General features: G+C 53.7%; 17 protein-coding genes and 1 pseudogene. 13 read left to right on the top strand and 5 right to left on the bottom strand.

Annotation, left to right across the window (positions count from 1 at the left end):
- Nucleotides 1-17: 17 nt before the first annotated feature.
- Nucleotides 18-1262: a type II secretion system F family protein gene (locus VXK30_RS04540; protein WP_275713007.1), complete on the top strand. Its 1245-nt coding sequence runs from the start codon at nt 18-20 to the stop codon at nt 1260-1262.
- A gap of 78 nt (nt 1263-1340) precedes the next feature.
- Here the strand turns inward: VXK30_RS04540 and VXK30_RS04535 are convergent, their stop codons facing one another.
- Nucleotides 1341-1523, bottom strand: a complete 183-nt coding sequence (locus VXK30_RS04535; RefSeq protein WP_275713009.1) for a hypothetical protein — start codon at nt 1521-1523, stop codon at nt 1341-1343.
- A gap of 115 nt (nt 1524-1638) precedes the next feature.
- On the opposite strand from VXK30_RS04535, the pseudogene VXK30_RS04530 reads away from it, so the two are divergent.
- The 5 genes and pseudogenes from VXK30_RS04530 (at nt 1639) to VXK30_RS04510 (ending at nt 7791) form a co-directional block, all read left to right on the top strand.
- Nucleotides 1639-2139: pseudogene (locus VXK30_RS04530) on the top strand (tRNA (cytidine(34)-2'-O)-methyltransferase).
- Between the two features lie 130 nt (nt 2140-2269).
- Nucleotides 2270-3463 (top strand): phosphoglycerate kinase, encoded by a 1194-nt coding sequence (locus VXK30_RS04525; RefSeq protein ID WP_275713011.1) that lies wholly within the window; start codon nt 2270-2272, stop codon nt 3461-3463.
- A gap of 99 nt (nt 3464-3562) precedes the next feature.
- Complete coding sequence (gene tpiA, locus VXK30_RS04520; RefSeq protein ID WP_275713013.1) at nt 3563-4330, top strand: triose-phosphate isomerase; 768 nt, start codon at nt 3563-3565, stop codon at nt 4328-4330.
- Nucleotides 4331-4361: 31 nt separating this feature from the next.
- On the top strand, nt 4362-5873 hold the full coding sequence (gpmI, locus tag VXK30_RS04515; protein ID WP_275713014.1) for a 2,3-bisphosphoglycerate-independent phosphoglycerate mutase: 1512 nt from the start codon (nt 4362-4364) through the stop codon (nt 5871-5873).
- Between the two features lie 298 nt (nt 5874-6171).
- A complete protein-coding gene (locus tag VXK30_RS04510) occupies nt 6172-7791 on the top strand; it encodes a peptide ABC transporter substrate-binding protein (protein WP_275713016.1) in 1620 nt (539 codons plus the stop codon).
- A gap of 297 nt (nt 7792-8088) precedes the next feature.
- On the opposite strand, the gene VXK30_RS04505 is transcribed toward VXK30_RS04510, so the two are convergent.
- Nucleotides 8089-8442 (bottom strand): helix-turn-helix domain-containing protein, encoded by a 354-nt coding sequence (locus tag VXK30_RS04505; RefSeq protein ID WP_275713018.1) that lies wholly within the window; start codon nt 8440-8442, stop codon nt 8089-8091.
- Nucleotides 8443-8633: 191 nt separating this feature from the next.
- Between VXK30_RS04505 and VXK30_RS04500 the strand changes: the two genes are divergently transcribed.
- The 4 genes from VXK30_RS04500 (at nt 8634) to VXK30_RS04485 (ending at nt 13289) form a co-directional block, all read left to right on the top strand.
- Nucleotides 8634-8888 carry a hypothetical protein gene (locus VXK30_RS04500; RefSeq protein ID WP_275713020.1) on the top strand — a complete coding sequence of 85 codons (255 nt, stop codon included), beginning with the start codon at nt 8634-8636 and terminating at the stop codon, nt 8886-8888.
- Between the two features lie 337 nt (nt 8889-9225).
- Nucleotides 9226-10368: an LCP family protein gene (locus VXK30_RS04495; RefSeq protein ID WP_275713022.1), complete on the top strand. Its 1143-nt coding sequence runs from the start codon at nt 9226-9228 to the stop codon at nt 10366-10368.
- Between the two features lie 201 nt (nt 10369-10569).
- On the top strand, nt 10570-12513 hold the full coding sequence (gene metG / locus VXK30_RS04490) for a methionine--tRNA ligase (RefSeq protein WP_275713023.1): 1944 nt from the start codon (nt 10570-10572) through the stop codon (nt 12511-12513).
- Between the two features lie 5 nt (nt 12514-12518).
- Nucleotides 12519-13289 (top strand): TatD family hydrolase, encoded by a 771-nt coding sequence (locus VXK30_RS04485; protein ID WP_275713225.1) that lies wholly within the window; start codon nt 12519-12521, stop codon nt 13287-13289.
- Between the two features lie 61 nt (nt 13290-13350).
- Here the strand turns inward: VXK30_RS04485 and VXK30_RS04480 are convergent, their stop codons facing one another.
- Both VXK30_RS04480 and VXK30_RS04475 read right to left on the bottom strand, forming a co-directional pair.
- Complete coding sequence (locus VXK30_RS04480; protein WP_275713024.1) at nt 13351-14019, bottom strand: YjgB family protein; 669 nt, start codon at nt 14017-14019, stop codon at nt 13351-13353.
- A 249-nt stretch (nt 14020-14268) separates the two neighbouring features.
- A complete protein-coding gene (locus VXK30_RS04475; RefSeq protein WP_275713025.1) occupies nt 14269-16593 on the bottom strand; it encodes a SpoIIE family protein phosphatase in 2325 nt (774 codons plus the stop codon).
- A gap of 325 nt (nt 16594-16918) precedes the next feature.
- Between VXK30_RS04475 and VXK30_RS04470 the strand changes: the two genes are divergently transcribed.
- The 3 genes from VXK30_RS04470 (at nt 16919) to VXK30_RS04460 (ending at nt 20949) form a co-directional block, all read left to right on the top strand.
- Entirely contained in the window at nt 16919-18112 is a 1194-nt protein-coding gene (locus VXK30_RS04470) for an aminotransferase-like domain-containing protein (RefSeq protein WP_275713027.1), read from the top strand.
- 18 nt (nt 18113-18130) lie between these two features.
- On the top strand, nt 18131-19147 hold the full coding sequence (trpS, locus tag VXK30_RS04465; protein ID WP_275713028.1) for a tryptophan--tRNA ligase: 1017 nt from the start codon (nt 18131-18133) through the stop codon (nt 19145-19147).
- A gap of 281 nt (nt 19148-19428) precedes the next feature.
- Nucleotides 19429-20949 (top strand): lipopolysaccharide biosynthesis protein, encoded by a 1521-nt coding sequence (locus VXK30_RS04460; RefSeq protein WP_275713030.1) that lies wholly within the window; start codon nt 19429-19431, stop codon nt 20947-20949.
- Between the two features lie 91 nt (nt 20950-21040).
- On the opposite strand, the gene alr is transcribed toward VXK30_RS04460, so the two are convergent.
- Nucleotides 21041-22228 carry an alanine racemase gene (alr, locus tag VXK30_RS04455; protein WP_275713031.1) on the bottom strand — a complete coding sequence of 396 codons (1188 nt, stop codon included), beginning with the start codon at nt 22226-22228 and terminating at the stop codon, nt 21041-21043.
- Nucleotides 22229-22236 lie beyond the last annotated feature (8 nt).

Raw genomic sequence — 22236 nt, 5'->3', positions numbered from 1 at the left:
CGTAAGAGGGGATTTTATTGCGGTATCAATATACGGCGGTTGACCATAGAAATAAAAAATCCCGCGGCTTTCTCAACGCCGACAGCAAAGCCGACGCGATCGACCGGCTGCAGAGCGAAGGCCTGACCGCGCTTTCCCTGGCGGGCGGCGAGGGCAAAACGGAAGCGGAACCCACCTCTATCTGGGAGATGGAAATCACCGGTTCCGACATTCATAAGGCGAAAATCAAAAAGAAAAAGCTTCTCACCATCATGAACCAGATGGGAATTATGATGAAGGCCGGCGTGTCCCTTTCCATGGCCATGGAGGTGCTGATCAGCGGGGAAAAGGATAAAAAGATCAAACGGATTCTGGAGGAAATGAACCGGGACCTGTACACCGGTATTCCGATTTCCGAAGCCATGTCGAAATTCAGGGCTTTCCCGAAAATCATCACCAACATCATCCAGTCCGGCGAAACGGACGGGCGGCTGGACACCGCGTTTGAACGCTGCGCAAAAATTCTGGACAAGGAAATCGAGCTGACCGCCAAGCTGAAGGGCGCGACCGGATACCCGATTTTCCTTCTGTGCCTCACCCTGCTGCTGATGATTGTGATGAACGTGTTCGTGCTTCCGAATTTCGCGAATATCTTTCAGGAATTCAATACCGACCTGCCGGCCATTACGAGATTCGTCATGTCCTTTTCCTCGTTTATAATGGCGAGATGGTATCTGATCCTGCTGGTGGTTTTTGTCCTCGTATTTTGCTTTATAATATTGAAAAAGAAATCCGCTCCGTTTTCCACCGCGGTGGACCGGCTGATCCTGCGGATTCCGGCCGTCGGGCCGCTGCTGCGCCAGTCGTATATCGCCCGGCTGTGCCGCATCATGTCTTCCCTGGTGGAATCCGGGGTGGATATCGTAAAGTCGCTTGAAATTTCGCGCGACGTGATTCCGAACCGCTTTATGAAGGAGCAGCTGACACAGATCATTTCCGAGGTGAAATTCGGCTCCGCCATCAACGCCTCCATGGCGAAATTCCCGATTTTCGACGCGCTTCTCGTCTCCATGATCAAAGTTGGAGAGGAATCCGGCATGCTGTTTGAAACGCTGGACAAGATGGCTTCCATGTACGAAGAGGAGACGGACGAAGCCACCAAACGGCTGACCAGCGCGCTGGAACCGGCGATGACGGTCATCATCGCCGTCATTGTCGGCACCGTGGTGATTTCCATCGTTATTCCCATGTTCAGTATGTACAGCGTCATCTCCGGCGGATAAAGCCGGTCAAACAACTGTCGGCGGGGTATTCCCCGCCGATGTCTTTGGAAATCTGCTGTTTTGTAAAAATACCGCCGTTTACTGTTTAAACATGCCCTGTACGTCGCCAAACATGCCGTTTACCGCGTGCATGGCTTTATTGGCGTTGCGTCTCAGCTTGCGGTTGTTTTTCATCATTTTGCTGCCCATAGAGGCAACTGCGATGCCGGCGACCATACCGGTGCCGACGCCCCTGACGAATCCCATCGTCTCTTTATACATAACGTAAAACCTCCCGACTGAAAATATAGAACCTGGGCCTTTCAATATCATCCCCTCTTTCTTTCCGTTTATATTTGAAAATTAATGCCAAATTTTTTGAATAAAGGAGTCTCCCATGCCAACACTGAACATTGTTATGGTCGAACCGGAAATCCCGCAAAACACCGGTAACGTTGCCCGCACCTGCGCCGCAACCGGAGCAAGACTGCATCTTGTCGGGCCGATGGGCTTTCAGATTGACGACAGAAAGCTCAAACGCGCCGGGCTGGATTACTGACACCTGCTGGATATCACCTGTTACAATAGCCTTTCCGATTTTTTCAGTAAAAATTCGGGTAATTTCTACTTCTTTTCAACGAGAGCCCAACACATCCATTCGGACATCCGGTACCCCGACAACAGTTACCTCTTTTTCGGCAAAGAAACGGCCGGACTGCCCGAAAAACTGCTGTATGAAAACCCCGGCCGCTGCGTCCGCATCCCGATGATCGACAACGCCGACGCGCGCAGCCTGAACCTGTCCAATTCCGTGGCGGTGGGCGTTTACGAGGTACTCCGGCAATGGGGGTATCCGGAACTTTTGTGCAAAGGGCAATTAAGGGAATATCAATGGTGATACTTTTTTAACAAAGTTTCCGGAAAAGGCCGATTCGGCCCGCAATATGCTTGAATTTATCGACGGATTATTGTATAATAACGGAGGTAAATCGTATTTTCTGTTATCATAATATAAAGGAGTGCTATGCATGAATTATCTCAACAAGAAAACCGTGGAGGACATTGATGTTTCCGGAAAACGGGTACTGGTCCGCTGTGATTTCAATGTACCGTTCGATGCGGAAGGCAATATCACCGATCCGAAGCGTATTGATGAGGCACTGAAGACCATTCGGTATTTAATCGGTCACAAGGCAAAGGTAATCCTCTGCTCCCATCTGGGCCGCCCGAAGGGCGAATTCAACATGAAATACTCCCTCGCGCCTGTTGCCAGATACCTTTCCAAGGTCCTTGGCCAGGAAGTAAAGATGGCTTCCGACGTCATCGGCGAGAGCGCAAAAAGCATAGCCGCCTCCTTGAAGGACGGAGAAGTGGAACTGATCGAAAACGTCCGCTTCCATAAAGAAGAAGAAAAGAACGATCCTGAATTTTCAAAGCAGCTCGCCTCTCTGGCGGAAATCTACGTCAACGACGCGTTCGGCACCGCGCACAGGGCACACGCTTCCACAGCGGGCGTGGCGGCGTATCTCCCCGCGGTCTGCGGATATCTGATTCAGAAGGAAATCACCATCATGGGCGGCGCGCTCAGCAACCCGAAGCGTCCGTTCATCGCCATTTTAGGCGGCGCGAAGGTTTCTGACAAAATCGGCGTGATCACAAACCTGCTGGAAAAGGTCGACACCCTCATCATCGGCGGCGGCATGGCCTACACCTTTATGAACGCGCTCGGCTACGCCATCGGCACTTCCATCTGCGAGAACGACAAGGTCGAGCTCGCGAAGGACATGATGGCGAAGGCAAAAGAAAAGGGCGTTAAATTCCTGATCCCGATCGACAACGTCGTCGCCACGGAATACAAACCCGACGCCGAGCATAAGATCGTCGATTCCGACCAGATTCCAGAAGGCTGGATGGGCCTTGACATCGGTCCGAAAACCTCCGCGCTGTTCTCCGAGGCCATTCAGGGCTCCGGCACCGTCGTGTGGAACGGACCGATGGGCGTTTCCGAATGGGACAACTTCGCCGCCGGCACGATCGCGGTTGCGAAGGCGGTCGCAAACAGCGGCGCGATTTCCATCATCGGCGGTGGCGATTCCGCGGCTGCGGTTGAAAAGCTCGGCTTCGCCGATAAGATGACCCATATTTCCACCGGCGGCGGCGCTTCCCTTGAGTTCCTGGAAGGCCTCGAGCTGCCCGGCATCGCCTGCCTGAACGACAAATAAATAAAAAACAAGCGTTTGCTTGTACGTGAAAATGCGGCAGCCTGTCTGCCGCATTTATAACAAAATCGGAAAATTAAATTTTTAAAGGAGATATGCTTTATGAACAAAAAGCTGAGAAAAGCAGTCATCGCCGGCAACTGGAAAATGAACAAAACCCCCGCCGAGGCAACCCAACTGATTGAGGCGATCAAGCCCCTGGTAAAAGACGCGGACTGCGGCGTTGTCGCGTGCGTGCCCTATGTCGACCTTGCCGCCGCGCTGGAAGCCGCGAAGGGCTCCAACATCGGCATCGGTGCCCAGAACTGCCACTGGGAAAAGAGCGGCGCCTTCACCGGGGAAATTTCCGCCGACATGCTGGTTTCCACAGGCGTACAGTACGTGATCATCGGCCACAGCGAGCGCAGGACCTATTTCGGTGAAACGGACGTCACCGTAAACAAGCGCATCCGCGCGGCGCTGGACGGCGGACTTTCCGTCATCCTCTGCGTGGGCGAATATCTGGAGCAGCGCGAACAGGGCATCACCGACGAACTGGTCGCCATGCAGACCAAAATCGCTCTCGGCGGCGTCAGCAAGGACGAGCTGAAAAAGATCATCATCGCCTATGAGCCGATCTGGGCCATCGGCACCGGCAAAACGGCGACCGCGCAGCAGGCCAACGAAGTCTGCGCCGTCATCCGCGCAGCCGTCGCGAAGCTGTACGACAAGGCGAGCGCCGACGCGATCACCATTCAGTACGGCGGTTCCATGAACGCCAAAAACGCGGCGGAGCTGCTCGACCAGCCCGATGTGGACGGCGGCCTGATCGGCGGCGCTTCCTTAAAGCCGGCCGACTTTGCGGAGATCGTAAAGGCCGCAAGCAGGTAAAAATACTCCGAAAGGCAGGTTGGTCAAAAACATGAAAAAACCTTTGATACTGATGATACTCGACGGTTTTGGGATCGCCGGAGAGAGCGGCAACGCGATCAAGGCGGCGCACAAACCAAACATAGACCGTCTCTTTGCAAATAACCCAATCACGCAGATCGGTGCCTCCGGCCTTGACGTCGGCCTTCCGGACGGCCAGATGGGAAACTCCGAGGTCGGCCATACCAACATCGGAGCGGGCCGCATTGTTTATCAGGAACTGACAAGGATTACAAAATCCATTCAGGACGGCGATTTTTTTGAAAATCCCGCCTTTCTTGCCGCCGCGGACAACGCGGCGAAAAACGGCGGCGCCCTGCACCTGATCGGCCTGCTTTCCGCGGGCGGCGTGCACAGCCACAACCGGCACCTTTACGCGCTGGTCGAGCTGGCCAAAAGACGCGGCTGCAAAAAAGTCTACGTTCATGCCCTGCTGGACGGCCGCGACGTTCCCCCGGATTCCGGAAAAGGCTATGTCGCCGAATGCGCTGAAAAGCTGAAGGAAATCGGCGTGGGTGAAATCGCCACCGTGATGGGCCGCTACTACGCGATGGACCGTGACAACCGCTGGGAACGCGTGGAAAAGGCATACGCCGCCATGGCGTACGGAGAAGGAATCCAGTGCGGCGACCCGGTTCAGGCTATCGAGGATTCCTATCAGAAAAAAGTAACCGACGAATTCGTCGTTCCCACCGTCTGCGCAAAGGATGCCGCCGTCAAAGCGAACGATTCCGTTATTTTCTTCAATTTCCGGCCCGACCGTGCCCGCGAAATCACGCGCACCTTTGTTGATCCGGACTTTCAGGGCTTTGAGCGCAGAAACGGGTTCTTCCCCCTCACCTATGTCTGCATGACGCAGTATGACGCTACCATGCCCAACGTTCTGGTCGCCTTTAAGCCCCAGTCGCTGAAAAACACCTTCGGCGAATATATTTCCGACAAGGGCCTGACCCAGCTGCGGATTGCCGAAACGGAGAAATACGCCCACGTCACTTTCTTTTTCAACGGCGGTGTGGAAAAACAGTATCCGGGCGAAGACCGCGTCCTGATCCACTCCCCCAAGGTTGCGACCTATGACCTGCAGCCCGAAATGAGCGCGTATGAAGTCACGGACGCTTTGGTGGAACGCATCAAGAGCGGAAAATACGACGTCATCATCCTGAATTTTGCCAACTGCGACATGGTGGGCCACACCGGCATTTTCAGCGCCGCCAAGGCCGCCGTGGAAGCGGTCGACGCCTGCGTAGGCAGAGTGGTTCATGCCATTTCCGAGGCGGGCGGCGTCGCTCTGATTACGGCCGACCACGGCAACGCCGATAAAATGTACGAAGAAGACGGTTCTCCCTTCACCGCACACACGACAAATCCCGTCCCGTTCTGTGTGGTCGGGTATCCGTGCAGGCTCCGCTCCGGCGGAAGGCTGGCGGACATTGCCCCGACCATGCTCAAAATTCTGGATCTTCCCCAGCCGCCGGAAATGGACGGCGTCAGCATCATCGAATGATTTTTCACTGACAAAACTATAAACTGATCTAAGAAACAGGCTGCCGAAAATCGTATGTGACCGAAATTTGCAGGCGCAGCCAACGCAGTAAGCAAAATTTGCTCTGCAATTTTGCGGTTGCGCGACTTTATCGGCAGCCCGAGCTCTTTCCCTTATGGGAAGGAGCTTTTTTATGCATATCCGACCGTATGAATCCCCTCCGCGCAGAAAAAGATAACAATTATGTTAACCTCGTTGCAATAGCACAGAAAAAATGATAAAATAATGAAATCCCGTAAACCAAGGGGTGACTGAACGATTGCTGAAAAGAATAACGGCAGCCCTGCTCTGTCTTACAATATTATTTTCTTTTTCCGGATGCGGAAAAAACGAACCGAAAAACGCGAATAAAAAATTCAACTACTATCTTGCCTCCGAACCGAAAACGCTGGATCCTCAGATCGCATCGGACAGTGCCGCCGCAGTGGCGGTCGAAGCACTGTTTGAGGGATTGGTGCGCCTTGGCGCGGACAATCGCCCCTACCCGGGCGTTGCGGAAAAATGGGTCGGCAGCGAAAACGATACGGTATTTACCTTCACCCTGCGCAGCAGCGCCAAATGGTCGGACAAGGAAAAAACGCCCGTCACCGCGAACGATTTTGTCTATGCGTTCCGGCGTGCGCTTTCTCCGCAGACCGGATCGCCGACCTGTTCCCGCATGTTCTGTATTCAAAACGCCAGAGAAGTAAACGCCGGAACGGTGCCCGCCGACCAGCTTGGGGTAACCGCCCCGGATGCCCATACGCTGGTGGTGCGGCTCAACTATTCCTATCCGGACTTTCCCGCCATCACCGCGGCGCCCGTCTTTATGCCCTGCAACCAGAAATTTTTTGAAAGCACTTCGGGGCGTTACGGCCTGGAGATAAAATACCTGATTGGAAACGGCCCCTTTGAAATAGACGGCAAGTACGGATGGTCCCACGGCCAGTACCTCAGCCTTGTCCGTTCCGACACCTATGCCGGAAAGCAAAAGCCGCTGCCGTCCAACCTGAAATTCACCGTGCAAAACGAGGACAACGCGATTACCGACCCGGTCGACGCGCTGAAGAGCGGCACAGTGGACGCGATTGCCGTTTCCGGCAGTCAGGCCGCCGCCGCACAGGCGCAGGGCGGTACCATCACCTCCTTTGAGGACACAACCTGGGGACTCTGCTTCAACACGCAGTCCGAACTGATGAAAAGCAAAAATATCCGGCGGGCTTTCATCCAGGCCTTTGACCGGGCAAAGGTACTGCAGCACCTGCCGAAGAACATGTCCGCCGCAAACGATATCATTCCCCCGTCCACCACCCTGCTGGGCAAGCCTTACCGCAGCCTTGCCAACGGCGGCTCCTACTTTTTAAAGCAGGACAAAAACGCGGCGGCTCTTCTGGCCGCGGGGCTGAACGAGCTTTCCCTTTCAGAGCTGAAAAGCGTGACCGTCATCTGTCCCGACGACGCCAATGTCAAGCTGATGCTCAATGAAATGATCGCTTCCTGGAACGTCCAGTTCCACAATTACTTCAATATGGAGCCGCTTCCCGAAGACCAGCTCGCTTCCCGTATTCAATCGGGAGACTATCAGGTTGCGCTATGCCCTGTCCAGCCGGCCGGCGACGGCCCGCTTTCCGTTCTGTCCCTGTTTAAAAGCAGCGAGAAGAACAATCCCGCCAAATGGAAGGATCCCGCTTTCGACGCCATGCTGGACAGCGCGGAGAAAAACGGCGGAGCGGATTCCGCCGCAATTTTCGCAAATGCCGAAAAGTATTTGAATGAACAGGGCGTGTTCTATCCCCTGTACTACGAAAAGCACTACTACGCCTGTGCAAAGGGCGTGACCGGGGTCGTTTTCCACCCTTACGGCGCGGGCGTGGATTTCATCCAGGCCGGAAAAGAATAATATTCCACATAGAAAAAGGCTTCCGCCCATGGGCGGAAGCCTTTTTCTGAAGCTGTTATCCGAAAGCAGCAAGAAACGCGGAGCCAATAATCACCGCCGCGCACAGGACTGCCACCACGCGAATCAGCAGTTTACGCATGTCGATGCGGTGTCCCGACGTTTTACGGATCTGCATTTTGATCTCCTCCTTTTCCTGCTGACTTATCAGTCCATTATAGCAAAATCACAAAAAGAGCCGTGAACATTCTGTAAATTTTCATAGCGAGCTTCTTATCATTCATTCTTATTTTAGCGGGATCATATGACCGGCTCGGAAAAGTCTCTCCTTTTGATTCCTCTCTGATACTCCACTTTGGCCATTCCCATGACATTTTCCCGTCCCCGCTGGTCCATGGCGCGGTAATACTCAAGCAGCAGTTTTTCCTCACTCCCGAGCGGCCCGGTCAAATCCGGCCGATCGGACCGCCCAAACAGATAATCCAGTGTCACATGATAATAATCGGCAAGAATACAAAGGGATTCGTAGTTTAATTGTCTTTTCTGATTTTCGTACATACAATATGCTTCTCGTGATATATTTAAAAGGGCTGCTATGTCATTCTGAGTGAGTTTATGTTCCGTGCGAAGCTCCTTTAATCTTCGAGCAACCACTTTATCATCCCCTTACGGAAATTATACAGTTTAGGAAATTTACAAGCAATTTATGTAACAAACAGTTACTAAATTTGCCGAAACTTGTGTAAATATGTTGACTAAGTAACAAAACGTTACTATAATGATATATGGTAATTCTATTACAGGATTTTTGTTACCGGCTTGTAAGTAGGAAAGGCGGTGTGTGAATGAGTGAGAAGATGGTAGAGTATATTGCTGAATCATGCAATCTGTATATTTCCAATATTCGGCTGTCGGAAAACAGCGCCGTCATTTTGCCCGTGGTAGAAAGCATGGATCCCGGCCTTTTTTCCGCCGAGGATTGGAGCACCAGTCTTTCTTACATTTTCATGAAACCACTAAGTTTTCAAACACCGGCCGCTGCCAAGGACTATTATTTAAAAGAGCTTCGACGAAAATTTTCCGACGACAGTCTGACATAATCTTTGAGTGTCGAAAAACTGTCAGGCGTCGAGAAATCGCGCAAGACCAGGCGGCAAGCGCCGCAAATGAGGGAGCATACTCATTGCATGTGACTGAAATGTGCAAGCGCAGCCAACGCAGTAAGCAAAATTGTTTCACAATTTTGCGATTGCGCGACTTGATCGACTGCCTGACACAATCTGTCTGTTCTTTAACAACACTTCTTTTCCACCTGAAAAACAGCGTACTGAAAGCAGGGACTCCGCTTTCTTTTTTTAGTTTACATAACTATTGACATGCGAGCGGAATTGCAATAGAATAAGACTGCTTTGTGTATTACGTTTTTTGAGGTGAAATATGAACAGACAAAACCGCGACAGCCGGTCGCAGCGCAACGGTGTTGGTTCGGGGCCGCGAAACGCGGGCAGAAGAACAAATTTTGACACCGGTGAAATCGACCGGTACCATTATGTCGACCGCGATATTTACAGCAGCAGTCAGCCCGCACGGCGGGGAGGCAAAAAATACGGCAGGAAAAAAAGCGGCCTGAAGAAATTTCTCACGGGCCTCCTGTGCCTGATTCTGATTGTATGCGCGGGCGTCTTCGTATATGGAAAATATCTGATGTCGCGTCTGGACCGGTCGGAAGAAATCAACACTTCGAAATATATTGAGCAGCCCAGCGCCGCACCCACGTGGGGAGTTATTTCGGACAACCAGATCACCAATATTCTGCTGATCGGCACCGACAAGGGAGACGACGGGAACAGCAGCCGAAGTGATACCACCATGCTGATTTCCATTGACACAAAAAACAAGACGCTCCGTCTGGTTTCCTTTCTGCGGGATTTGTACGTTGAAATTCCCACAATGAAAAAGCAGAAGCTGAACGCGGCCTATACAAAGGGCGGCGCGGCGCTTACCATGCAGACCCTGGAAAACAATTTCAGAATCAATATCGACAAGTATATTTCCGTTGACTTCGAGAATTTTGCCACCATTATCGATAAAATGGGCGGATTGGACATCGAAATGGATCAAAAGCTCTGCGACGCGGAAAACCGGAATATGGGCAGCAACCTGAAGCCGGGGGTCAATCATCTGGACGGCCGGCTGGCTGTGTATTACGCCCGAATCCGCGAGACGGACAGCGACTTTGGCCGTACCGGCAGGCAGCGTGAGGTCATGGAGCTGATGATTAAAAAGCTGGAAGGCATGAGCCCGATCAAGATCAACAGCATGATGAATGAATTTCTGCCGCTGGTCAAGACGAACCTCACCGATTCGGAGCTGATGTATCTTGCTTCCATCGCGGGCTCCGTTTCCAACTATCCCATGAAAACCATGCATATTCCAAACCTGAACACCTATACCGAACCTACCATCAAGGGAATCGGCGAAGTGCTCGACCCGGATCTGCCGGAGAACTGTCAGCTCCTGAGAGCTTTTCTCTACGGTGAAGATGCCGGAACCGGCGAATCCGGCACGGCTCCAAATTAATCATATCATAATTCTGCCGTCTCATTGTACCGCTTCGGGATTGATTTCAATTCCGGAGCGGTATTTTTCGACAAAATTTATGATTCCGGCGGGTAAGTCTTTCATGTTTCTTGATTTTCTATTCACTATCGGTGAAAATAATGGTATAATATTAAAATTAATCACTTTATTTGAGAATACTATTCTCTTGGAGGCTGAAAAATGGACAAAAAAACTTTTTACATCACAACGCCTATTTATTATCCCTCGGGCAAGGCGCACATCGGGCACAGCTACTGCACCGTTGCCAGCGACGCAATCGCGCGCTACAAGCGAATGCAGGGCTACGACGTGATGTTTCTGACCGGTACGGACGAACACGGTCAGAAAATTGAGATCAACGCCGAAAAAGAGGGTGTGACCCCCAAGGAATATGTCGATAAAATTGTCGCGGGCTTTCAGGATTTGTGGAAGCTTCTGAATATTTCCAACGACCGGTTTATCCGCACCACCGACGATTATCATGTCAAGGCGGTACAGAAAATCTTCAAAATTCTCCATGATAAAGGAGAAATTTACAAAGGAAAATATGAGGGCTGGTACTGCACCCCCTGCGAATCCTTCTGGACGGAGACCCAGCTGAAGGACGGCAAATGCCCCGACTGCGGCAGAGAAGTAAAAAGGGCCAATGAGGAAGCCTATTTCTTCCGTCTTTCCAAATACGCGGACAGGCTGTTAAAGCTCTATGAAGACCAGCCGAATTTCATCCAGCCGGAGAGCCGCAAAAACGAAATGATCAATTTCATCAAGCAGGGACTGGAGGACCTGTGTGTTTCCCGCACCAGCTTTACGTGGGGAATCCCCGTCGATTTCGATCCGAAGCACGTCGTATATGTGTGGCTGGACGCTCTGACCAACTACATCACCGCGATGGGCTACGGTTCGGACGATGATTCCGATTACCAAAAATACTGGCCCGCCGACGTGCATTTTGTCGGCAAGGAGATCGTGCGTTTCCACACCATCATCTGGCCCGCCATGCTGATGGCGCTCGGCCTTCCCCTGCCCAAGCAGGTCTACGGCCACGGCTGGCTTCTGTTCGGCGACGGCAGCAAGATGAGCAAATCGAAGGGCAACGTGGTCGACCCGGTCATCCTGTGCGACCGCTACGGCGTGGACGCCATCCGTTACTTCCTCCTGCGGGAAATCCCGTTCGGCGCGGACGGCGTATTCACCAACGAGGCGCTGATCGGCCGCATCAATTCCGACCTTGCGAACGATTTAGGAAACCTTCTCTCCCGCTCCACCGCGATGGCGGAGAAATACTTCGGCGGCAAAATTCCCGCCGAACGGGAGAGCGCGCCCCTTGACGACGAGCTGATTCAGACGGCGCTCGGCCTGCGTCAAAAATGCGACGACGCGATTGCCGGCTATCAGTTCAGCAACGCGCTGACCGAAATCTGGAAGCTGATTGCCCGTACCAACAAATATATCGATGAAACCATGCCCTGGGCTTTGGGAAAGGACGAGACAAAGCGCGCGCGTCTGGCCGCGGTTATTTACAATCTCTGCGAGAGCCTGCGTATCGTATCGATTCTGATTACGCCTTTCATTCCGGAAACGGCGCCGAAAATCCAGGCGCAGCTCGGCGCAAAGGCAGACGTGCTGACCTACGACGCGGCGGCGAAGTGGGGACTTCTGCCCTCTGACACCGTGATTTCCAAAGGAGAAACCCTGTTCCCGCGCATCGACGTGGACAAGGAAATCGAAGAGCTGAACAAGCTGATCCCGAATCCCGCCGAGGAAAAGAAGGAAGCCCCCGCGGAAAAGGAAATCGAAGGCATTGCGCAGATCGGCATTGACGACTTCGGAAAGGTCGAGCTGCGTGTCGGTAAAATCATCGCGTGCGAACCGATCAAGCGCGCAAAGAAGCTGCTGAAGCTGACGATCGACGACGGAGAAGGACAGAGGACGGTCGCTTCGGGCATTGCAAAATGGTATCAGCCGGAGGACCTGACGGGACACAGCATTATTCTGGTCGCAAACCTGAAGCCCGCCGTGCTGTGCGGTGTGGAAAGTCAGGGCATGATTCTGGCGGCGGATGCCGGAGAAGACGTAAAAGTGATTTTCGTGGACGGAATTCCCGCCGGGAGCAAAGTCCGCTGATGGATATGCTGAAGCCTATTTTCGATTCCCACGCGCATTACGACGACGCGGCTTTTGACGACGACCGCGACGTGGTTCTGTCCGGGCTTCCCGGCCGCGGAATCTGCAACGTGATCAACTGCGGGGCGGATCTGGACTCTTCCCTCGCTTCCATCCAACTGGCGGCGGATTATCCGTATCTTTACGCCGCCGTGGGCATCCACCCGGAATGTGTCAAGGATGCGCCCGAAAACTATCCGGAACAGCTGGAAGAGCTGCTCCATCGGGACAAGGTCGTCGCGGTCGGAGAAATCGGGCTGGACTATCATTTTGAGGACAACGCTCCGAGGGACGTACAGAAAGCGGCCTTTGAAACCCAGATTCTGCTGGCGGAAAAGCACCGCCTGCCAATCATCGTGCATGACCGCGACGCGCACGGCGACACCATGGAGATTCTTCGCAAACACAAGCCGTCCGGCGTGGTGCACTGCTTTTCCGGCAGTGTGGAAATGGCGATGGAGTGCGTCCGGCTCGGCATGTATATCGGTCTGGGCGGCGCGGTCACATTCAAAAACGCGCGCGTACCGGTGGAGGTGGCGGCCGCCGTTCCGCTCGAACGGATGCTGATGGAAACGGACTGCCCGTATATGGCGCCGGTCCCGTTCCGCGGAAAGCGCAACGATTCCACCCTGATCGCCTATACCGCCGCGCGGATCGCTGAAATCCGGGGAATCACCGCGGAAGAGCTTTTAACAGTTACGCGCCAAAACGCGGAAACACTTTTTCATATCGGATAGCAATAACAAAAAAGGAAGCGCGTTTTTGAAACGGCTTCCTTTTTTATGATCCTTTTTTCCGTTACCACTGGCGGCCCGGGTCGTCGGCCATCATGTTGACCGTACCGGCAGGATAAAACACAGAGTAATGATCGAGCACGGCGTTCGCGCCGTTCGCCTTGGAATCCGGGAACACCATCAAAATTTTATAATCCTTGCTGACAACGTAACCGATGATCCTGTCGTTGCCCGAAGTCACGTCGTAATCCGGCTTTCCGAAAACTTCTTCCGTTTTGGAAAGGGTGATTTCTTTCAGCTGGCTGTCAAACGACCTGACTTCAAACAGCTGAGAGCCCTTGTTGAAGCCGAACACAAAGCCCTTCTTGGAATAGGTCGCGTAGGTTCCCTTGGCGGCGGCAATGTATTCGGATTTGTCTTCCTTTCCCCACTTTTCCTCTACATCCTCAATTACATTGGATTGAACCGCGAAGTCGCAGTTAATCACTTTTCCTTTTACCGCGGTCTCTTTCATCAGTTTGAGAAGATCCGCCTGAGCATCAGCCGGCTGGGAAGATTCCGGCGCCGAGCTGACCTCGGAGGCGACGGAGGAGGAAACAGCTTCCGAAGAGACCGGTGCGGAAGAGGCAATCTGTGAGCTGCCGGAGTTGAAATTGGAGCAGCCTGTCATTGCCGCGAGCGTACACGCCGCACAGACGCAGGCCGCCAGTGTTCTTTTCACATTCAATGTCATAATCGTACTCCTTAATTTTCATAGTATGGTTACGCTTGGCCGGCGGACTTTTGCAAGTTCCGCCATGAACAACATACTACATCTCCACAGAAAAAATATCAAGTACTATGTGGAAGTATGTAGAAAGCTATTTTGTAAATTTTTTCTAAAATTACTTGTCACCTTTATTTTTTACCCCGATTTCCTGCCGGAAGAGAAGAAAACTTAGGGCGGGAGGCAATGCCTCCCGCCCTTTTCCGGTCACCGTCCTTATTCGTTTTCTCTTACTTTTATGACCAAAGCAGTGATATCGTCGTCGTGTCCGTCGGTACGGCGGGCAATCGCCTGTGTTACGATTTCCTCCGCAAGCTCCTGCGGGATCTGGCCGTTCCATTTCTCCACCGTTTCACAGATCCAGTCGTCCCCCGCGGCGAGCGCCCCGTCGGAAAGCATAATCAGCAGATCGTCTTTTTCCAGGCTGTCCGAGGACTTGGAAAAATTGATTTCGTTCAGGATGCCGATCGGCAGGCTGGGGGCGTCGATCACCATGGCCCGCCCCGATTTGCGCAGCACGCTGACGGGCGCGCCGGCTTTCATAAATTCAAGATTCCCGTTGAAAAGGTCGAGCGCGGCCAAATCAACGGTTGCGAGCGATTCGTCGCCCGATTTCACCATCAGTGCCGAATTCACGATCTTGAGCGAGGCGTCGAATCCGATACCGGCCTTGACCAGACGAGACAAAATCCCGCAGGCCATCGCGCCGTCCACCGCCGCGCGGCCGCCCGTCCCCATTCCGTCGCTGATGATCACGATCTGGCGGCCGTTGCCGTCGGGGAAGGCGTCCCAGCTGTCGCCGCAGAGCTGCCTGTTTCCGCAGGAGTGCTGGGCGCATCCGGTCTGTACGCGGTAGAGGGGACGCTCCGAAATCTGCAGCCTGCACTTCCCTTTTACCATGCTGATGCAGGGCTGCTGAAAACTCCGGCCGCACGCGCGTGAAATTTCGTCCGTAAGCTCGCCTTTGTTCAGGCGGACGCCGTCCAGCTGAGCGGTGATGATTTCGATCGACATGCGGTCGAAACGGTCTGTCCGGCAGCTGATGTCAATGGGCAGGATGCCCGCCCCGCGCAGGACTTCCCCGACCTTCTGAGCCGCGGCGAAATCAAACTGCTCGTAAAGCTCAAGCTCCGCCGCCATATCCTCCAGCATGTTGCTGGTGGTGGTAAACTGGTCGGAAACCATGCTCCGCACTTGCTGCGCGCGGCTGTCCGCCGCGTCCCGGATCATGAATTCATTGTAATTGGTGTTGACGCTGTCCATAACCACCGGCAGCCTGCTGCAGTGTGTGGCAAACTGCGTGTTAAAGTCGGAGCGCTCGATTTTCCCTTTCACCCTGAGCTTGTCCGTCAGGTCGTTGAACGCGTTCATGCTTTCGCTGTAGTTGCGCTCCCAGCAGTAGACCTTTAACCCGCAGCTGCAGCAGACGTCGTCTATCGTTTTCTTGTACACGCCGTTGATGTCCGGCGCGCACGCGGTATAAAGCTTTTTGGAGACTTCCTCCACCGATTCGGAGACGCTGCCGAGAGCCTTCGCGGCGTAATCGAGTTTCATGATGACCGAGCGGCGAAGGCCGTCGGAACGGGATGTATCGTCGGCGTGGGAAAACATGCCGATCAGCGGCGCTCCGACCCTCTGCGGCAGCAGCATATAAAACACAGTCGCCGCCATCACTTCGTAAAGTCCCCCGATGACGGCTTCCTGATTGCCCACCTGAAGAGAGGCGACCGCGTTGGAAAAAATAAAGGCGACCACGGACGCGAGCTGCCCGACCGGGGAAAATACGCCCGCCATCATGCCGCCGAGCGCGTAGGCGCCGGAAAGATAGTTCAGTCCCGAGGTGGAAAGGCTGAACACGATGCCCGCCGAAATGCCGGCCACGCTGCCGCCGGCAACACCGCCGTAGCGCGCGGCAAACAGGATCGCCACCACCGCCAGCACGCGCCCGAGCGAGACCGGGCCGATGCTCAGGTTGGAAAGCGACAGCAGGACCACGCCCGCCGACAGCGCCGCACAGGCGATTTCCTGCGGGTTCATGGTTCCGATGCTCCTGCCGGAAGCAATCACCTTGGACGTGCGCGCAAAGAAGTACGCCATCCCGCCGGCGAGGAGCGCTTCCGCCACATACATCGCCACGGTCGTCGAAGCGGAGCCGTTGACAAAGACGATGGCCATGCCCGTACAGAGCACCGGGAGAAACGCCGTCGCGGGAGCAAAGCCCGGATGCATTTTGAGCTTGATAAGGTCGTTCAACGTCCAGCGGATCGCCGCGGCGGCCAGAACCGCCGCTATATAATGTACCGGCACAGCCGCCGGAGAAGGCAGCAGATACCCCGCCGTGCTCCCCAGCACAACGCTCCAGATCCCCGAGTACGGAAATGCCGCGACCGCCGCAACGCCGAACGGCGCGTATTTGCCGAATACCAGTCCCCGTGAACAGAGCAGCGCCACCGTGAAATAAACCACCTGCTTTGCAACAGCCTTTGTAGGGTCCAAAGCAGCCGCCGTAAAGCTGACGCGCCCCGCCTTCGCTTTTAACATTCCTATCACCGCCATACATTATTTGGAAACTTGTCCATTTTTTGCTAAAAATAATTATACTATATGTATATGGTTGCTATTGTCATAACGCGCCGTAAAAATTTGACGTTTCCAATCGCTTTATAAGTATTTTTATAAATTGTACGGTTTTTTATAGTCTTTCCCCGGTTTCTGTGGTAAAATAATACTTACTAAAACGGTCACGCGAAAGCCAGCGATCGCCTTCCTCCGCGAGGGAGGCGGCGCGCTAAACGGGCCGGAGGAAGTGAAAACGGCGCGGTATGCCTGTGACAAAAAAATCAATCGTAATGAGAGGGTGACCAATATGGAATACCAATTTTCCGACCGCGTTTTATCGCTGAAACCGTCGGCAATCAGGGAAATCTTTAAGTATGCCTCCGATCCAAGCGTGATATCACTCTCTGCGGGCAATCCCGCGCCCGAGGCTTTCCCGGTAAAGGAAGTCAGTGAGATCTCCGCGCGGATTCTGTCGGAGCGGCCCATCGACGCGCTGCAGTACAGCATTACCGAAGGCTACGCGCCCCTGCGCGAATATCTCTCCTACTACATGAAAAGCATACACGGCGTAGGCCGTGATTTTGACAATATCCTGATTACGAGCGGAGCCCAGCAGGTCATGGACCTGGCGACGAAATCGCTCTGCAACGAAGGCGACGTGGTGATTTGCGAAGCGCCGAGCTTTATCGGCTCTCTGAACACCTTCCGCTCCTACAACTGCCGCCTGCGCGGGATCCCGATGGAGAGCGACGGCATGGACATGGCCGAGCTGGAGAAGGCATTACAGGAAGAAACAAACGTCAGGTTCATTTACACCATCCCCAATTTCCAGAATCCGTCCGGCATCACCATGAGCTGGGAAAAACGGCGGCGCCTTTACGCCCTGGCCAAAAAATACGGCGTCCTGGTTCTGGAGGACAACCCCTACGGCGACCTGCGCTTCTACGGGGAGCATATCGAGGCGGTCAAGTCGCTGGACGAAGAGGGCCTCGTCATTTACGCCGGTACCTTTTCAAAGGTGATTTCCCCCGGCATGCGCGTGGGCTATGCGATCGCGCCGCGGGAGATTTTACAGAAAATGATCGTCTGCAAGCAGGGCGAGGACGTACACACCAACATCTGGTCCCAGATCGTCTGCCATGAGCTGATGACAAAATACGACTTCGACGCGCATCTGAAACGGCTGCGCGAGGTCTACCTGAAAAAATCCGCCATCGCGACGGCCGCGCTCGACAAATACCTCGCGCCGGAAGTTACCTACAATCCGATCGAGGGCGGTCTGTTCCTGTGGTGCACGCTGCCGGACGGGATCGATATGACCGACTTCTGCAGTCAGGCGGTCGGGCGCAAGGTCTGCGTCGTGCCGGGCAACGCGTTTCTGACCAATGAAAACGATCCCTGCCAGTCTTTCCGCATCAATTTTTCCACTCCCACCGACATCCAGCTGCTGAAGGGAATTCAAATTCTGGGCGGGCTTGCCCGCGATATCATCAGGAATTAATTTTGGAGGCATTCAAAAATGGAAACAGCCAACACCGAGCGCAAAAAAGTCATCTTCAGCGCCATTCAGCCGAGCGGCACGATTACCCTCGGCAACTATCTGGGAGCGCTCAAAAACTGGATCAGCCTGCAGGATGAATACAGCTGCATTTTTGCTCTGGCCGATCTGCACACCATCACCGTCCGTCAGGAGCCCGCGAAATTCCGCCGCAACGTGCTGGAAGCGTACGCGCTGCTGCTGGCCTGCGGCATCGACCCGGAAAAGAGCCCGTTTTTCATTCAGAGCCACGTTTGCACCCATTCCGAGCTTGCGTGGGTCCTGAACTGCTACACGCAGTTCGGCGAGCTGCAGCGGATGACGCAGTTCAAGGACAAAGCGGCCAAGCACGCCGACAATGTCAACGCGGGCCTGTTCACATACCCCAGCCTGATGGCGGCGGACATCCTGCTGTATCAGGCGGACCTCGTACCCGTGGGAGCCGACCAGAAACAGCATCTGGAGCTCACCCGCAATATTGCGGAGCGCTTCAACGGCATTTACGGCCGGACCTTCACCGTACCGGACGCCTATATTCCCCTGCAGGGCGCGCGCATCATGTCCCTGCAGGAGCCGACCAGAAAAATGAGCAAGTCCGATGAAAACGCCAACGCCTATGTCGCCGTTCTGGATAAGCCGGAGGACATCATGCGCAAATGCAGGCGCGCGATTACGGACAGCGAAGCCTGTGTCCGCTGCGGGGAAGGCAAGGATGGGATCAATAACCTGATGGGCATTTACTCCTGCGTGACCGGGCTTTCCAACGGGCAGATCGAAAAAGAGTTCGAGAATAAGGGCTACGGCGATTTCAAGACCGCCGTGGGCGAAGCCGTGGTAGAGCATCTGCGCCCCATTCAGGAGCGGTACGCCGACCTGATTAAAAACAGGGATTATCTGGAGCAGTGCTATACCGAAAGCGCGCAGAAAGCGCTTTCCATTTCCGTACGCACCCTGAACAAGGTCATGAAAAAGGTCGGCTTTATTCCAAGAGCCTTCTGAGCCACGGTAATCAAGCAAAACAGGGACAGTCCCTATGAGTGAAGTGACCCCGAAAAGTTAGACAGTATGATATACTGATAACGACTGGTGGTCACTTCATGAGCGGGGGCGTCCCTGTTTTTATTGCTTTGTTTTCTTTTTGGCAGGAATATAAAAATTTCTTCCCCGCTGCGGAATTTGTCCGACATATACTGTTAATGACCCGTCAAAGATAAATTCATAAATAAATGATAGGATGAACTATCCGGCGGAATTCATTTTGGACAGAAAGGCTGTGAACCATGCGCAGTAAGAACTCGATCAGGAATATTATTGTCAATGTCGGCAGCCAGCTGTTCAGTATTCTGCTGAGTTTTCTGTGCAGGACCATTTTTATCAGGGCACTCGGAGAGACCTATCTGGGGATCAGCGGGCTGTTCAGCAATATCCTGACCCTGCTTTCCCTGGCCGAGTTGGGCGTGGGCACCGCGATCATTTTCAGCATGTATCAGCCGCTGGCGCAGAACGACCGAAAGAAAATCGGGGCGCTGATGGCCCTGTACAAAAGGGCCTATCACACCATCGGGCTGATCGTCGGCATCGCGGGTCTTGCCTTTACTCCGTTTTACCCGCATTTTATTAAAAACGACCCCGGAATTCCGCACCTGACCGTCATTTATCTGCTGTATATTTTCAATACGGTCATCACCTATTTCTTCTCCTACAAGCAGTCGATTATTGTGGCGGACCAGAAAAATTATGTCTGCACTTTATATCAGTACGGCTTCTGCATTTTACAGAATATCATTCAGATTGCCATCCTGTTTCAAACCCGCAACTTTATTCTGTACCTCTGCGTGCAGATTCTGTTCAGCTTTTTCACGAACTTCTTCCTTGCGCGCAAAGCGGATCAGATGTACCCATACCTCAAACAGTACGAAAAAGAAAGGCTCGGAAAAAGCGACAGGGCCTCCATCCTCAAAAATATCCGCGCAATGTTTATGCACCGGATTGGCTTTACAGTGGTCAACGGAACCGACATCCTGCTGATTTCCCGCTTTGTGGGCATCGTCAGCGTGGGCATCTACTCCAATTACTTCCTGATTACCAGCACCCTGCGCCAGCTGACCGCGCAGATTTTCAGCGGAATCACGGCCAGCGTGGGAAATCTGGGTGTGCTGGAGGACAGAAAGAAATCGTACGATATTTACCTTTCCATCAATTTTGCGGGCTTCTGGATTTTCAGCTTCTGCTCGATCAGCCTTTTCTGCCTTTTCAACCCGTTCATCGTCCTGTGGACAGGGCGGCAGAACCTTCTGTTTGCCCTTCCCATTGTCTTTGTCATTGCCCTCAATTTCTTCGTCACCGGCATGCGGCAGGCAACGCTGACCTTCCGCGACGCGTTCGGCCTGTTCTGGTACGACCGGTACAAGGCGGTTCTGGAAGCCGCGGCAAACCTGATCTTTTCCATTATCCTGGTACAGAAATACGGAATCATCGGCGTTTTTGCCGGAACCTTCATCAGCACCATGACGATCGATTTCTGGGTGGAGCCGCTGGTCCTGTTCCGGCACGGCTTCCGCCGCCCGGTCCGAACCTATTTTGCGCGGTACGTTTATTACGCCGCGCTGACGGGGCTGACAGGATCTTTCACCTATCTGTGCTGCTCCTTCCTGCCCGGCGCCGGGTTCTGGGCCTTCGCCGTGAAATGCGTGATCTGCCTTCTTGTACCCAACACGGTTTATTTGGTTCTGTTCCGGAACACCCGCGAATTTCAGTATTTGAAAGGCTTTGTGAAATTACCTAAATTCCGCAAAACCTGACTGACCGTATAAAAATACCGTAAGCCTGTTTGGGCTTACGGTATTTCTTCTATATCATCAAACTGTAAAAGCTTATAGGGCGGAAGATGCCTTATTTACAGATATAATTCAGCTCGCCGACTTCTTTGCCGTCCTTGTAGTAGATTCGCGGCACGCGCTTTGAGATCATGCAGACAAGCTCATAGTTGATGGTGTCGTTGTAACCGGCAAGCTCCTCCAGCGTGACGGAGGCGTCCCCGTCGCGGCCGAACACGGTCACAATATCGCCCTCTTTTACGTCGGGAATCGCCGTGACGTTCAGCATCAGCTGATCCATGCATACCCGGCCGATGATCTTTGCCTTATGCCCGCGCACGAGCATGCTCGCCTTGATATAGAGGTGCCGCGGGTAGCCGTCCGCATAGCCGATCGGCACGGTCGCGATTTTGATCTGTTTCTTTGCAATATATTTCCTGCCGTAGCTGACGCTGGTCTGCGGTTCAACGGTTTTCACCAGCGACACAACGCTTTTCAGCTCCATCGCGGGCATCAGCTCCACGGCATTTTTCATCCTGTCCGACGGCATCAGTCCGTACAGGATCACGCCGGGGCGCACCATGTCAAGCTGCATATCCGGGTAATCGAAGATCGCGGCGGAATTCGCGCAGTGGCGGATTTTAAAGGCGATGCCGCGCTGTCCCAGCAGGGCAATCGCTTTCATCAGGTTGTCAAACTGCATGATGGTATAGCCGCGGCCGCCGTTGCCCTCGTCGGCGACGGCGAAATGAGTAAAAATACCTTCCGGGTCAAGCGACGGCAGCTTGCAGACTTTTTCGATCTCATCGATCACGCCGCCGTCCCTGGCGGGGTTCTGGTATAGAAAGCCGATGCGGCTCATGCCCGTATCCAGCTTGATGTGAACGCGCACCGTAACGCCGGCCCTGACCGCTTCGGCGGAAAGCGCCTCGCCGTACCCGGCGGAGAACACGGTCTGCGCAATGTTCAGCTCCCACAGCTGCGCGGCCATGCAGGGCGGCGTGTAGCCCAAAATCAGGATCGGCAGGCGGCTTCCGGCGCTGCGGATCTGCATTGCCTCCTCCAGATTGGAAACGGCGAACCAGTCCGCGCCCAGCTTTTCATATTCCTTCGCGAGGGCCTCCGCCCCATGGCCGTAAGCGTCCGCCTTGATGACACAGCAGACCAGCGTTTCCGGCCTGAGCTGTTTACGGATCGTTTCAAAATTGCGGTCAATTGCGTCAAGGCTGACCTCGGCCCAGGTTCTTCTGAAAAATTCACTCATTCTATTCT

The sequence above is a fragment of the Caproiciproducens sp. CPB-2 genome, assembly GCF_036287215.1.
Lineage (GTDB): Bacteria > Bacillota > Clostridia > Oscillospirales > Acutalibacteraceae > Caproiciproducens.
Note: the sequence above shows the minus strand (reverse complement) of the source record. Positions and strands in the feature narration are given on the sequence as shown.

Coding starts and splice junctions, on each gene's coding strand:
- VXK30_RS04495 (WP_275713022.1), top strand. CDS start 9,226: ATGAACAGACAAAACCGCGACAGCCGGTCGCAGCGCAACGGTGTTGGT.
- VXK30_RS04475 (WP_275713025.1), bottom strand. CDS start 16,593: ATGTTAAAAGCGAAGGCGGGGCGCGTCAGCTTTACGGCGGCTGCTTTG.
- VXK30_RS04485 (WP_275713225.1), top strand. CDS start 12,519: ATGCTGAAGCCTATTTTCGATTCCCACGCGCATTACGACGACGCGGCT.
- VXK30_RS04500 (WP_275713020.1), top strand. CDS start 8,634: ATGAGTGAGAAGATGGTAGAGTATATTGCTGAATCATGCAATCTGTAT.
- VXK30_RS04480 (WP_275713024.1), bottom strand. CDS start 14,019: ATGACATTGAATGTGAAAAGAACACTGGCGGCCTGCGTCTGTGCGGCG.
- metG (WP_275713023.1), top strand. CDS start 10,570: ATGGACAAAAAAACTTTTTACATCACAACGCCTATTTATTATCCCTCG.
- VXK30_RS04525 (WP_275713011.1), top strand. CDS start 2,270: ATGAATTATCTCAACAAGAAAACCGTGGAGGACATTGATGTTTCCGGA.
- VXK30_RS04460 (WP_275713030.1), top strand. CDS start 19,429: ATGCGCAGTAAGAACTCGATCAGGAATATTATTGTCAATGTCGGCAGC.
- VXK30_RS04535 (WP_275713009.1), bottom strand. CDS start 1,523: ATGTATAAAGAGACGATGGGATTCGTCAGGGGCGTCGGCACCGGTATG.
- VXK30_RS04470 (WP_275713027.1), top strand. CDS start 16,919: ATGGAATACCAATTTTCCGACCGCGTTTTATCGCTGAAACCGTCGGCA.
- gpmI (WP_275713014.1), top strand. CDS start 4,362: ATGAAAAAACCTTTGATACTGATGATACTCGACGGTTTTGGGATCGCC.
- trpS (WP_275713028.1), top strand. CDS start 18,131: ATGGAAACAGCCAACACCGAGCGCAAAAAAGTCATCTTCAGCGCCATT.
- tpiA (WP_275713013.1), top strand. CDS start 3,563: ATGAACAAAAAGCTGAGAAAAGCAGTCATCGCCGGCAACTGGAAAATG.
- alr (WP_275713031.1), bottom strand. CDS start 22,228: ATGAGTGAATTTTTCAGAAGAACCTGGGCCGAGGTCAGCCTTGACGCA.